At 70.3% G+C, this 13,392-nt stretch carries 12 protein-coding genes; all 12 read right to left on the reverse strand.

Annotated elements, in window-relative coordinates; translation table 11 throughout:
- A complete protein-coding gene (locus EUA98_RS11605; RefSeq protein ID WP_130102850.1) occupies positions 1 to 954 on the reverse strand; it encodes an ATP-binding cassette domain-containing protein in 954 nt (317 codons plus the stop codon).
- Positions 951 to 2,891 (reverse strand): dipeptide/oligopeptide/nickel ABC transporter permease/ATP-binding protein, encoded by a 1,941-nt coding sequence (locus EUA98_RS11610; protein ID WP_130102851.1) that lies wholly within the window; start codon positions 2,889 to 2,891, stop codon positions 951 to 953. The genes EUA98_RS11605 and EUA98_RS11610 overlap by 4 nt, the downstream gene beginning before the upstream one ends.
- The gene (locus EUA98_RS11615) at positions 2,891 to 3,829 is read right to left on the reverse strand and encodes an ABC transporter permease (RefSeq protein WP_130102852.1); all 939 of its coding nucleotides are present in this window, start codon (positions 3,827 to 3,829) and stop codon (positions 2,891 to 2,893) included. Before EUA98_RS11615 ends, EUA98_RS11610 begins: the two co-directional genes overlap by 1 nt.
- 111 nt (positions 3,830 to 3,940) lie before the next feature.
- Positions 3,941 to 5,479, reverse strand: coding sequence for an ABC transporter substrate-binding protein (locus EUA98_RS11620; protein WP_130102853.1), 1,539 nt, complete (start codon positions 5,477 to 5,479; stop codon positions 3,941 to 3,943).
- Between the two features lie 202 nt (positions 5,480 to 5,681).
- The gene (locus EUA98_RS11625) at positions 5,682 to 6,659 is read right to left on the reverse strand and encodes a LacI family DNA-binding transcriptional regulator (protein ID WP_242511412.1); all 978 of its coding nucleotides are present in this window, start codon (positions 6,657 to 6,659) and stop codon (positions 5,682 to 5,684) included.
- 207 nt (positions 6,660 to 6,866) lie between these two features.
- Positions 6,867 to 7,601 (reverse strand): ParA family protein, encoded by a 735-nt coding sequence (locus tag EUA98_RS11630; protein WP_130102854.1) that lies wholly within the window; start codon positions 7,599 to 7,601, stop codon positions 6,867 to 6,869.
- On the reverse strand, positions 7,598 to 9,139 hold the full coding sequence (locus EUA98_RS11635) for a CHAD domain-containing protein (protein ID WP_130102855.1): 1,542 nt from the start codon (positions 9,137 to 9,139) through the stop codon (positions 7,598 to 7,600). The genes EUA98_RS11630 and EUA98_RS11635 overlap by 4 nt, the downstream gene beginning before the upstream one ends.
- Positions 9,140 to 9,210: 71 nt before the next feature.
- Positions 9,211 to 9,891, reverse strand: a complete 681-nt coding sequence (locus EUA98_RS11640) for a hypothetical protein (protein WP_130102856.1) — start codon at positions 9,889 to 9,891, stop codon at positions 9,211 to 9,213.
- A gap of 41 nt (positions 9,892 to 9,932) precedes the next feature.
- Positions 9,933 to 11,351 carry a DUF2252 domain-containing protein gene (locus EUA98_RS11645; protein ID WP_242511413.1) on the reverse strand — a complete coding sequence of 473 codons (1,419 nt, stop codon included), beginning with the start codon at positions 11,349 to 11,351 and terminating at the stop codon, positions 9,933 to 9,935.
- Positions 11,352 to 11,414: 63 nt separating this feature from the next.
- The gene (locus EUA98_RS11650; RefSeq protein ID WP_130102858.1) at positions 11,415 to 11,909 is read right to left on the reverse strand and encodes a DUF1269 domain-containing protein; all 495 of its coding nucleotides are present in this window, start codon (positions 11,907 to 11,909) and stop codon (positions 11,415 to 11,417) included.
- Between the two features lie 234 nt (positions 11,910 to 12,143).
- Positions 12,144 to 12,680, reverse strand: coding sequence for a hypothetical protein (locus tag EUA98_RS11655; RefSeq protein WP_130102859.1), 537 nt, complete (start codon positions 12,678 to 12,680; stop codon positions 12,144 to 12,146).
- Positions 12,681 to 12,802: 122 nt separating this feature from the next.
- Positions 12,803 to 13,264, reverse strand: coding sequence for a DUF7144 family membrane protein (locus EUA98_RS11660; RefSeq protein WP_130102860.1), 462 nt, complete (start codon positions 13,262 to 13,264; stop codon positions 12,803 to 12,805).
- Between the last annotated feature and the right edge of the window lie 128 nt (positions 13,265 to 13,392).

The following is a 13,392-nucleotide window of genomic DNA, read 5'->3' on the forward strand; positions in this document are numbered from 1 at the left end:
TCAGGCCTCTCGGGAAGGATCGGTGGAATGGGCCTCGTCGCCGCCGACGCCGGCGCCGGCCTGCTCGTCCTGCGCGGCGAGCTGGGTCGCGAGGCGCTGCCGGTCGGCGCGCCGCTGCAGCTGGCGGACCGGGTCGGGCACCGGTGCGGCGAGCAGCAGCCGTTGCGTGTACGGGTGCTCGGGGGTCGAGGTCACCGCGCCGGCGTCGCCGGACTCGACGATCTCGCCGTGGTACATCACGGCGACCCGGTGGCTGATGTGACGCACCACCGACAGGTCGTGCGTGATGAAGAGGTACGCGACGCCGGTGCGCTCCTGGATCTCGATGAACAGGTCGAGCACGCGGGCCTGGTTGGACAGGTCGAGCGCGCTGACGGGTTCGTCGCACACGATCACCTTCGGGTCCCGCGACAGCGCCCGGGCGATCGCGATCCGCTGGCGCTGACCGCCGGAGAACTCGCGCGGCAGCCGCTGGCCGGCATCCTGCGGGAGCTTGACCTGGTCGAGCAGGTCGCGCACCCGCTTGTTCGCGTCGGTGCGGGACACCCCGGCCACGAGCAGGGGCTCGGTGAGGATGTCGTTGACCGTCATCGCCGGGTTGAGCGACGTGTACGGGTCCTGGAACACGACCTGCAGGTCGTCGCTCAGCGCGCGACGCTGCTTCTTGTTGATCCCGGAGATGCGGTCACCGGCGTACCGGATCTCGCCGCCCGTCACCGGCGCGAGGCCGAGCACGGCGCGCCCGAGGGTGGTCTTGCCTGAGCCCGACTCGCCGACCAGGCCGACGGTCTCCCCCGCCCGGATGGACAGCGAGACCCCCTTGAGCGCCTGGAACGGCGGGGCCCGGAAGCCCTTGCCCGGATACTCCACGACGAGGTTCTCCACCACGAGGAGCGGTTCGTCCGTCGCGGCGGATCTTCCCGCACCTGGCCGGTGCTGCGTGACGGCGCTCATGCGCTCTCTCCGGTCGGGGTCGTCGGGTCGGTGGCGAGGGTGGTGTCGGCGGCGGTGCTGCCGGTGGCGGCCGCACCCACCGCGGCGAGCGCGCGGCGCGGGACGGAGTCCTCGAGGGTGGAGTCGAGCAGCATCCGGGTGTACGGGTGCTGCGGGTTCGCGAACAGCTCGCGGGCCGGGGCCGTCTCGACGATCTTGCCGGTCTGCATGACGGCGACCCGGTCGCAGATGTCGGCCACCACACCGAAGTTGTGGGTGACCAGGATCATCCCCATCTCGCGTTCGGCCTGCAGGGACCGCATCAGGTCGAGGACCTCGGCCTGCACGGTCACGTCGAGCGCGGTGGTCGGCTCGTCGGCGATGAGCAGCTCGGGGTCGCACGACACGGCCCCGGCGATCAGCACGCGTTGGGCCATGCCGCCGGAGATCTCGTGCGGGTACGCCGCGAACGTGCGCTCGGGGTCGTTGATCCCCACCCGCGCCAGCAGCCCGAGGGCCTTCGCCTTCGCCTGCGCCTTGGACAGCCCCAGGTGCTGCCGCATGGGCTCGACCAGCTGGAAGCCGATCCGGAACGACGGGTCGAGGTTCGACATCGGCTCCTGCGGCACGTACCCGATGCGGCGCCCGCGGAGCTCGTTCATGGCGTTGCGCCCGAGGCCGGCGATCTGGCGGCCGTCGAACGAGATCGTGTGCGCCGTGACCTGCGCCTCGGGGGGCAGCAGACCCAGGATGGAGAACGCGGTCTGCGTCTTGCCCGAGCCCGACTCCCCGACCAGGCCGACGACCTCACCCTTGCGCACGGTGAGCGAGATGCCGTCCACGACGACCGACTCGCCGCCGGACGTCGGGTAGGCGACCCGCAGGTTCTCGACCACCAGCAGCACGTCGGCCTCGGGCGTGGCGGCATCGGCAGCGGCGTCGTCGTCGTCGGAAGCGGCGTCGTCGCTGAGCACGATCGCGGGGGTCTTCGCCGACGGTGTGACCCGGGCCGCGGACTTCGCCGCCCGAGCCTTGCGCCGCGCGGCGCGTGACGGCTTGATGGCCGTGGCCCCCAGCGAGTCGCGCAGCGCGTTGCCGAGCAGCGCGAACGCGGAGACCGTGATCGTCAGGGCCAGACCCGGCCACACGAGCAGCTGCGGCGCGACGTAGATGTTCGAGAAGGCGTCGGAGAGCATCGAGCCCCAGGAGGACTCGGCCGACGACCCGATCCCCAGGAACTGCAGACCCGCCTGGATCATGATGGCGATGCCGAACATCTGGGCGGCCTGGATGATCGTGGGCGCCGCGACCACGGGCAGGATGTGCCGGCGCATGATCCGCGCGTCCGACAGCCCCGACACCCGCGCGGCATCGACGTACAGCTCCTCGCGCACCGCGACCACCGAGGCGCGCACGAGGCGGAACACCCCGGGCGACATGAGCACCCCGAACACGATCATCGCGGTGCTCGTGCTCGCGCCGAGCGCGGTCATGACCACCAGGAGGATGACGATGGCCGGGATCGCCATCGTGAGGTTGGCCGTCCAGCTCGCCACGGCGTCGAACGCGCCCTTGGCGTACCCGGCCAGCAGCCCGGACGGGACACCGATCGCGACGGCGACCAAGACCGCGATCAGGGCGCCGATGAGGCTGACCTGCCCGCCGTAGAGCAGGCGGGCGAAGATGTCCCGGCCGACGCCGTCGAAGCCGAGCGGGTGGCCCGGCGCGGGCGGCCCGAGCGTGTTGGCCAGGGACGGGGCGGCGGGATCGGCGCTGGTGAGCAGCGGGGCGGCGAAGCTCGCCGCCGCGATCACGATCAGCAGCACGATCGAGACGACCGCGGTCGGGTCTTTCAGGAGGCGACGGACGAGGTGCGCGCGCTTGGGCAGCGCCACGCCGACGAGAGCCGCCGCGTCGGGAGCGACGCCTGCGGTGCCATCCGGAGAGGGGAGAGTCATCAGACACGCACCTTCGGGTTGAGCCAGCCGTACGCGACATCCATGAGCAGGTTGACGAGGACGATGATGAGGACCATGACCACCACGACGCCGAGCACGAGGGGCTGGTCACCGGAGCTGGACGACGAGAACACCAGGGTGCCGATGCCGTACAGGCCGAAGACCTTCTCGACCACGACGGCCCCGCCGACGAGGCCGATGAACTGGAGCGACAGGACGGTCAGGGCAGGTGGCGCGGCGTTGCGCAGGGCGTGCCGGAACAGCAGGCTCCGCGCCGACAGGCCACGGCTGCGCAGCGTGCGGACGTAGTCCATCTTCAGGACGTCGATCATCGAGCCGCGGACCTGCTGCGCGGTGGCCGCGATCGCCCCGATCGCGAGCGCGATCGCCGGCAGCGTGATCGACTTCGCCCATCCGCTGAACGACTCCGCGAGCTCGACGTACCCGACCGCGGGGAAGATCTGGAGCTTGACCGCGAAGATGGCGGCCAGCACGAGGGCGATGAGGAAGCTGGGCAGGGCGAACCCGATGATCGCGAGCAGCTGGACCGCGCGATCGACCCATCCGCCCTTGACCGCGGCCGCGACGCCGATGATGACACTGAAGATGGTCCCGACCAGCAGGCCCACGAGCAGGATCGACAGCGTCACGGGGAGCTTCGCGCCGATCGTGTCCGTGACGGGCTGGCCGGTGAACCACGATGAGCCCAGGTCACCCTGGATCGCGCTCCCGATCCAGTCCAGGTAGCGGGTCACGACCGGCTGGTCGAGGCCGAGCTCGGCGGACTTGGCCGCCACCTGCTCCTCGCTGGCGGTCTGTCCGGCGATGTTCCGCGCGACGTTCTGGCCGGTCATGTTCATCAGGACGAACATGAGCGACGCGATTACGACGATGAGCGCGAGGCCGGAGCCGATCCGGCGTAACAGGAAGCTGAGCATCGTTGCCCCTTGTGGCTGCTTGTGGCTGCGTGTGGCTGCGATTCGGTGAACGGGCGGGCGCCCGGGGTAGGGCCGGTGTGTCGACCGACCCCGCCCCGGGCACCCGGGTCGTCAGCTGGCGGGGCTGAAGTTGTACAGGCCGGGCGAGGTCGCGAACGCCTGCGTCGTGACCTGCACGTTGTCGGAGTACGCGAACGTGCTCTGCACCGCGCTCCACGGCGCGTTCCAGGCCTGCTCGACCGTGTACGCGTTGATCTCCTTGAAGAGCGCGTCCTGGTCAGCACCGGTCGCGAGCTGCGACTGGTTGATCAGGTCGGTGAGCGTCGGGTCCTCGAACTTGAGCGGGTTCCAGAGGGCGTCCGGCGTGAGCTGGATCTGGATCGTGTCCCACGGGCGGAACGAGGCGAGCTGGAAGAAGGAGGCGGCCCACTTGCCTGCGAGCAGGTCGTTGATGACCGTGTCCAGCGGGACCGTCTCGAGATTGACCGTGATGCCGATCGCCGCGAGCTGCTCGACGACAGCCGCCTGAGCCCCCGCGGAGAAGGCCGACAGGTCAGGCATCGTCAGCTCGAAGCCGTCCGGGTAGCCGGCCTCGGCGAGGAGCTTCTTGGCCTCGTCGACGTCGTACGGGTAGGTGTCGTTGAGCTCGGCGTCGTAGGCAGCCGTGTCCGGGTTGAACAGCTGGGTCGAGAGCGACCCGGCGCCACCGAACGCGGTGTCGATGATCGTCTGGCGGTCGAACGCGAGGTTGATCGCCTGGCGGACCTTCAGCTCACCGAGCGCGGGGACCATGACGCCCGCGCGGTCCCAGATGTACAGGCCCGAGACGTCGCCCGAGGCGTACTGGACCGTGTTGAGCCCGGCACCCTCGAGGGTGGCGATGTTCTTCTGGTCGGAGACCAGGGCGCCGTCCACCTGACCGGCCTGGAGCGCGTTCATGACGGCGTTCGAGTCGGTGAGCGGCGTGAGCACGACCGTGTCGAACGGGAACGCCTCGGTGTTCCAGTAGTCCGGGTTGCGCACGAAGGTGTACTTCGCGTCGATGGTCGTGTTCGCCTCGTCCATCATGTACGGACCCGAGCCGACGGGCGTGGTCTGCAGCCCCGGGGTGCCGATCGCGGCCGGGCTCGCCATCATGCCGGCGGTCGAACCGAGGTTCGGGACCAGCGACGGGTCGGGCGCGTTGAGGTTGATCGTCGCGGTGAACTCGTCGACGACGTCGACCGAGTCGACCGACTTGAGCTGGTTGGCGGCCTCGTTGGTGCCGCTCTTGGTGTTCATCAGGTTGGCCTTGACGGCCTCAGCGTTGAACGCCTCGCCGTCGGTGAACGTGACGTCGTCGCGCAGCGTGACGGTGAGCTTCGTGAGCGTCTCGTCGTAGGTCCACTCGGTGGCCAGGTTGGGTCCGACCTCGGCCTTCGGGTCGAGCCGGAACAGCTGGTCGTAGACCGGCTGGTAGTAGATCGTGTTGTTCCCCAGCCCGGCGTCCTTGAGGTCCCACGGCTGCGCGACGACGATCGGCGCGAGGGTGAGGGTTCCGCCGCTCTCCGCGGCTCCGTTCGAGGTGGTTTCGTCCGACGAGCCGCCCGAGCAGGCAGCCAGGCCGAGAGCGAGGACGACGGCACCGGCCGCCAGCAAACGTCTGCGCATTTTCTCTCCCTTGAGATGCACGCCGCGACCCACGGTGGTCTACTGATGCGTGTAGGTGATTCGTTTCAGTACGTTAATCCCCGACAAGCCAGGACGCAAGAACCATCACAGGATCGTTATCTGAGCCACAGGTCGACCCGAGGCGGAGCGAGCGCGTCAGGCAGGGCGCGTCAGGCAGAGCGAGCGCGTCAGGCAGGGCGCGTCAGGCAGATTCGCGCACCACGAGCGTCACGACGTCGGCCGCGCGGGACCGCGGCGGACGCCGACCGGCGATCGCCGCGACGATCGTTCGCGCCATGAAGGCCGCCACCGCCTCGAGGTTCTGATCGATGGTGGTCAGCGGCGGGGTCGCGAGCTGGGCCAGTGGAATGTTGTCGACCCCGATCACAGCGAGGTCGCGCGGCGCGGCCAGCCCGAGGCTATACATCCCGGACAGGATCGCGAAAGCGGTCTCGTCGTTGTAGGCGCACACGCCGGTCACCGGGTTCTCCCCCGCGCGCCACGCGCGGACGGCGGCCTCCCCCGCCGGCACGTCGAGCGAGACCGGCAGGACGTACGGCTCGTCGAGCCCCAGGTCCAGGCACGCCGTGCGCACCCCGTACAGCCGCAGGTGGAAGTACTCGCTCACCCGGGCGTCGTCCGGCGCGGCGTACCCGATCCGGCGATGGCCGGTCGCTGCCAGGTGCTCGACCTGCATCCGCCCGACGAGCGTCTGCGGCACGCTCAGCATCGATCGACCCGACACCGGCGACAGCAGCGCACTGACCACATGGATGCCGGCCTCGCGCATCTCGAGCTCGTCCTGCTCGCCGAACGAGGACAGCCCGATGACGGCCACCGGGCGCAGCTCGCGCCAGAGCCCGGACACCGGGGTGGAGTCGCGCGTCCGCCGGGTGATCGCGGTCAGACCATGAGGTTCGAGCTCGTCGGTGATCGACTCCATGAAGTGGGCGATGTTCGGCCCCAGCGGCACGTCGGGCAGCACGAGAAGCACGAGATCGCTGCTCCCCCGCCGCAGCGCCCGGGCGGCGGCCGACGGCGTGTAGCGCAGGGCGGCGACTGCGGCCAGGACCCGCTCACGCGTCTCGTCGGAGATCTTCTGGTGCGCGGTGTTGTTGATGACGTAGCTGACGGTCGCCTGGGACACCCCGGCCTCGCGCGCGACGTCCTTGGCCGTCACCCGTCGGGTGGCGCCGCTTCCGTTGCCGCTGCCGTTCCCCGTGCCGGTGCCTCTACCGTTCGATGCCGAAGTGATGGCCACTGGCGCCGCCCCCGTCCGTCTCGACCGCTGCCGACACGTCTCTGCGCGCGTGCCACTGAATCGTAACAGCGCAGTTCCGCGGTCCGTCGGCAAGACGCGCGGCGAACGGTCGCCATCGGCCACCCGTCAGGAAGGTCGGACCTCGGCCCACAGCGCCTCGTAGCTCAGCGCCGCACGGCTCAACGGGGCGAAGGCCGGCACGGGGGCCCGGCGCTCGGCCATCTGCTCGATGATCGACAGAGCGGGGATCACGGTCGTGGCCACCCCCGCGGCACCGTCGAACGCCTCGATCACCTCGCGGTGCAGGCGCTTGCGCCGATCGGCCATCGAGAAGAAGGCAAGCACCTCGGGGCGCGGCTTGGCCGACTCGGCGACGAAGGTCTTGAGCTGGTCGAACGTGCGCAGCGAGAGCGCCGCCGGGATCAGCGGCACGAGCAGGGTGTCGGCGGCGTGCAGCACGTTCTCGGACAGCAGCGAGATGCTCGGCGGGCAGTCCAGGAAGACGACGTCGTAGTCGGCCGTGAAGCCGGTCAGCAGCTGCCCCAGCCGACGGGTCCGCTTCTTGGCGTCGTCGAGGTCCAGGTCCAGATTCCGGTAGCTGAAGTCGGCCGGCAGCAGGTCGAGGTTCTCGAAGTCGGTCGCCTTGAGGACCGACTCGGCCGGTCGCCGGCCGGTGACCAGACCGTGCGCGCCGCCCTTGACCTTCGGCCGGACCCGGAAGAGGTACGTCGCGGCGGCCTGCGGATCAAGGTCCCACAGGAGCGTGCGCTGCCCCTCGCGTGCCGCAAGGTAGGCGAGGTTCACCGCCGTCGACGTCTTGCCGACGCCACCCTTGATGTTGTACGTCGCGAAGATCCTCATGTGTCGCCTCCGGGTCGGTGCAGGGGTGCGCGTCCTGACGGTCGGACGAACCGCGTGAACGCCTGGTCGAACTCGCGCCGGGCCTTGCCCTGCTCGGCGTCGAGATGCGCGATGAGCTCCCCCATGGCGAGCAGGGCCGCGGCGGGCACCCCGGAGGTCAGCATCTCCTCGGCGAACTCACGCAGCGCGCGACGTTGCACGTCGGCGTCCTGGAACCGGCCGAGGACGTCCTGCAGGCCCCGGAGGTCCGCGACCACCCGCCGCGACGGCGGCGGGTCGACCACCGGGGCGAACACCTCGAGCGCGTACCGCAGCTCCTTGCACCGCCCGCGGAGCCGGTGCAGGTCGTCGGCCGGGGAGCCGGCGCCGATCGCGGCACCGTCCCGCACGACCTTCCGGGAGGCCCGGGCGAGGACGCGACCGCCCAGCACCCCGGCCGACGTCGACCGTTCGGTGCCGGTCGCGGTGCCGGTCGCACGGCCACCCAGCGTGACCAGCGCCCCTTCCCAACCGGCCAGCAGCCGGCGGAACCGGGCAGACCTGAGCCCGTCCACCATCTCCTGGCGTGCGATCGCGCGCCGCTGGGTGAGATGCCGGCCGAACGAGTCGAGGTCGGTGGCGTCCGCCGCGACCAGCCAGCCCGACATGGCAGGCAGGCCGAGCAGGTAGACATCCAGATCGCGGACCGGCGTCGTCAGGGCGCCGAGCCCGGCGAAGGCCGGCTCCCACTCGCTGCGGAACTCGGCAGGCAGGACCTCCCGTCCCCACCGGAGGGTGGAGCGGGTCCGACGCAGCGCGACCCGGAAGTCGTGCAGGAACTCGGTGTCGATGTCGGCCAGCACCCCGGGCAGGTTCGCCCTCATCACCGCAAGGAAGCCGGACAGCGCCGCCGCCAGCAGCGCGGTGGCCGGGGCGTCCGCGGCGACGGGCGCCGGGACGTCGTCGGCCAGGTCGTCGCCGTCGGGCATCCCCGCCAGCCCGGCCAGGCCGGCCTCGACCGGGCGCAGACCGAGTCCGGTCAGGAGGCGGTCGACCCGGCGCGCGTGCTCGTCGTAGCCGCGCAGCGCCCGCACGGTGACCCGGCCCGCTCCTCCGACCACGGCGAGCGGCTCGTCGAGCTCGACCCGGACGACCGTCTTGCCGTCGGCGTCGCGCAGGTCGAGCTGCCGCCACGAGTGGCGCTCGTCCGAGACCACCAGCAGGGCGCGGATCCCGGCGACCGGAGCGACCGCGTCCCGGACCCGACCCGCCCGCAGCACCTCGGCGCCGGCCGGCCACCGCAGGTCTCCGGTGACCGCGTCGGTCGAGGGTCCGTCCGCGCCGTCGAGCACCACGCGGCGGGCCCGAGGTTCGCTGTGGTGCTCGAGGGTCAGGCCGGCGGCCCGCAGGCGCCGGTCGAAGGTGTCGAGCCGACGACGACGCACGGTCCGCGGGCGGCCGGCCTCGACCGTGTACCGATCGGCCAGCACGCCGACGACCGCGTCGAGCTCGAGCCGACCCTCGTCGACTCCCTGGAAGGCACGGGCCGGGCGCGTCATGGTGCACCCAACCTAACCGCGCCAGGGTGCACGATTCCGGCAGATTGCCCTCGCAGGCCCGCGTGTCTGCCTCACAGGAGGTTGATCGCCCGGGCGACGACCAGCGCCGCCAACGACAACGAGATCAGCGACTCGATGATCATCCCGAGCTTGGCCCAGCGCTTCACCGCCGACACGTCCGTCGGCCCGAACGCGGTCGCGGTGTTGAACGAGAGCGCGAGGTAGTCCACGAACTGCGGGTACCAGGTGGCGGGGACGAGCGTGGCGTTGGTCATCTCGGGGAACACGAACGCCGGATTGCTGGTCGCCCCACGCGCAGCCCGAGTGCTCGCACCGCCGCCGTCGAGGTCCCAGAACCACAGCGCGAACGTGAGGATGTTGATGAGCCAGACGATCGCGCCGATGGCGAGCAGCGGGCCGGCGGTGTCGAACGATCCCGGTCGCAGGATGCCGGCGACCAGGCGGATGGCGGCGATCACGTTCACCGACGTGATCAGCGCGATCAGCAGCCCGGTGGTCACCCGCAGCCACCGCCGGTCCCGGTCGATCAAGCCCGGGTCGCCCGCGACCAGCAGCACCAGGAACACGACGAGAACGGACGGGTACACCCAGTGGGGCGACACCCGGAAGTCCGCCGGGAGGAACTGGTGCAGCACTCCGGCGGTCAGGGCGGCGATGGCCATCGGCCAGCGATGCTCCCCACGGCGGTGCACCGGGACCGCACCTCGGGACGACCGCGCGTCGTCGGTCACGGCGGCCCCCGTCACCCGGTCGACAGGCGCGGGCCCATCGACTAGATCCCGCTCTGCGCGGTCACCCGACCGGAGCGCACGGCTTCCACGAGCAGGGCATGATCGAGCTCGTTCAGGTCGGCGTAGGACGTGGCGAAGTCGGCGATCGCCTGGTCGAACTCGTCCCCCTCCCCCAGGTACCCGGTGATCGCGACCCGGTCCCCCGACCGCGCATGTGCGCGGGCCAGCGCCTGCCCGCAGAGCCGTCCGTACAGGCCCATCGTGTCGGGAGCCTGGCTCTCGACGATGGCCGACGCCTTCCCGTCGCGGAGCTGGCGCAGGTAGAAGTCGCGCTCGACCCCGTCGGGACCGAGCACGCGGTCCCAGCCGAGGAAGATGTCGCTCGTCGCCTGCATCAGGTGCTGGCCGGCCACGACCCGCTCGCCCTGGTTCTTGAAGCCGTTCGCCTTGGTGAAGCCGGACAGCACCGACTTCTGAGCCTCCTTCGCCTGCAGGAACAGCGGGTCGGTGCCGTCGAGGCCCTCGAAGAGCAGGATCCAGGCGCGGGTGCCCACGCTCCCGACCCCGACGACCTTGCGCGCGATCTGCACCAGCGTGAACTGCTCGAGCAGGTGACGACGGTCGGACTGGAGGGTCCGCCGGTACGACCCGAGCAGCTTCGTCAACCGCTCGTAGGTCACCTTCGCCTCGTCCTCGCCCCACAGCTCCTCGACGGGGACGACCAGCGGCGGCTGGCTGACGATGCGGGGGCGGCCGTCCACCATGGTCGTCAGCTTGGCGAGCGCCTGCACGCTGTCCCGGGTTCGCGCCTTGGCGAGCATGGACCTCATCCGGGTCTCGCGCTTGGCATCGAGCTGCTGACCTATCTGAGGCAGCAGCTCCTCCATGTCGAGATGGGAGTACCAGACCTCGAGGTTGCCCCGGTGGGAGAAGCTGGTCACCGTGTCGCGATACCCGGCAACCGCCTGCAGGACGACCTTGCGGCACTTCTTCGCGGAGAACCCGTTGCCCCGGGCGGCCACCTCCAGGCTCGCGGCGAGCCGCTTGACGTCCCACTCGAACGGTCCGGGGTGCGTCTCGTCGAAGTCGTTGACGTCGAAGACGAGCTTGCGCTCGGGCGAGGCGTAGACCCCGAAGTTGCTCAGATGGGCGTCGCCGCACAGCTGCACGATCAAGCCGGAGTGCGGGCTCTGCGACAGGTCCGACGCCATGATCAGCGCGCCGCCGCGGTAGAAGGTGAACGGCGAGTCGAGCATGCGCCCGTACCGGATCGGGACGAGCTCGGGGACCCGGCTGGCGGCCTGGCCCTCGAGCTGCGCCACCGGGTCGGACCGACCGGCCGTCACGAGCGCGGCCTGCGCCGCGAGAGGCACCCGGTCGCGGACCGCTCTCCCGGCGGTCGCCCGCTCCTCCCGGCTCGCCACAGCCCCCGAGCTCGACCCGATCACAGAACCACGCACGGCCGTCTCCTTTGCCATCTTCCGCGTTCGCGGGGTGCCCGCGCCCTCAGGTCCAGGCGACTGTCAGGCGCCTGCACCCTCCGAGAGCTCGTGCGCGAGCTCCTTCTCGTCGCTCTCCGAGAGCGAGGTCTTCAGCAGCGTCCCGCCGTACTTGCTCATGGCATCGGCGAACTTGTCCTCGGTGATCTTCGACGCCATCACGACGACGGCGGCTCCACCCGGCTTGAGCAGCGACTTCACCTGCGACCGGAACTCGTCGTTCACACCGGACTTGCCGAGCTTGCCCATGAGGGCACCCATCGCACCACCGAGCGCGAGACCGACGAACGGGACGAGGAAGAGCAGGCCGATGATCATGCCCCAGAGCGCGCCGGATGCGGCGGAGACGCCGACGATCTTGGTCGGGGTCTCGACGTGGGTCTTGCCGGCGGAGTCCACCTGCACGAGCGCGAGCCCGGTGAGCTGGACGACGAAGTCCTTCTGGAGGCCGATCACCTCGTTGTACGCGGACGTGGCAGTCTGCTGGTCGTCGTACCCGATGACGATGAGTTCGGACATGTCGTACTCCTTGGGGCTGGGGAACGGGTGCTCGGGAAGATCGGAAGAACTCGGGCCCGGTCCCGTGGCGATCGGCGATGCCGATGCCCCGGGACCGGGACGTTCGATGTGTCCAAGACGTGCGCGACCTAGCGGCGCCGCGCGACTCGGCGAGATGTGCGCCGCGCCACCCTGCGTGATGCGAACATGGCGACCTCCTTCCACCTGGACGGGTCCGCGTGCGGGCTGGTGGTGCTATCGGGCTCCGGAGCTCATCGCGTCGATCTGCTGGGCTTCCTCGACCGTGTGCAGGCCCAGGGTGACCAGGTCGAGCGGGCTGATGAACCCGTCGCTGATCCGGTACCCGTGGGCCCGGGCTACCGCGTCGCGGAACGGGACCGCCCACCGGTGCTCGAGCAGGATGAGCGCAGCGGCGGTGCCCGCGGGGATGTCGTCGATGACGTCCCAGGCTTCTTCGTCCGTGAAGACCTCGAGGCCCTCGGCCCCGGCCTCCGCGCCGGCGGCCGCGCCGATGTCGATGCCCCGGTCGCCCTCGATCTCGAGGCCGATGAGCGCGCCGATCGTGCTGCCGAGCTCGATCGCGTCGTCCTTGGTGAGGTTGCTCAGGTGCATGACCTCGATGTCACCGGCAGTGTCCTTGTAGACGGCCAGTGCGTCGATCACCCGCACGACGTCGGAGTCGCGGAGCCGCTCGAGCTCGTCGACTATCTCGCCCCGGAAGTCGGGGTGGTCGAAACCCAGGACCAGTAGCTGAACAGGTCCGATTGTCATGTGCTGTTCCTCCCTCGGGTTGGTCGATGCTCATGGGTGCAGAGCACCGGACCGCCGGGGCGCGCCGAGCACGGTGCGCCCTGGCGGTTCAGATTCAGCCAAAGATGCGCTTGAGCCGCCGGTCAGGCGTCGATCGACTTCATCTCCCGGCCGTGCACGATGACGGCCCAGATCACCAGCACGTCGATGGCGATCATGATCGTCGACCACACCGGGTACGCGGCCATGAACCCGATGTTCACGACGGCGCTGACGAACGCGATGATGACGGCGATGACCCGGGCCCACATCTGCCCGACCAGCAGCCCGAGGCCGGCGGCTACCGCGAGGGCGCCGAGGACGATGTGCGTCCAGCCCCACTGGGTGTAGTCGACGTTCACCGTCAGGCCGTTCTCGCCCACCAGGTAGTACTCGGTCTGGAACAGCGCGATGAACCCCTGAATCACGTGGAAGGTGCCGAGGAGCAGCATCATCGTGCCGGCGAAGGCGATCCAGCCGACCCAGCCGGTGGGTCCGCGCTCGGTCTGCCACGACGTGTTCTCCACGGAGGTGTCGCGCGAGGATTCCCGCCTCATGTCAGTCATGTCAACTCCTTCTCGCTGTGGACAACATTCAGCGTCGTCCGGTGCCGGAGCGGGGGTCCTCATCCCCTGCGGGTGAGAGGAGCGGGGCCGGCCACCCCGGTCGGCTGGCGTCACAGGTCCGGTGGGGC

This window comes from Pengzhenrongella frigida (genome assembly GCF_004168625.1).
In the GTDB taxonomy this organism is placed as follows: Bacteria; Actinomycetota; Actinomycetes; order Actinomycetales; family Cellulomonadaceae; genus Pengzhenrongella; species Pengzhenrongella frigida.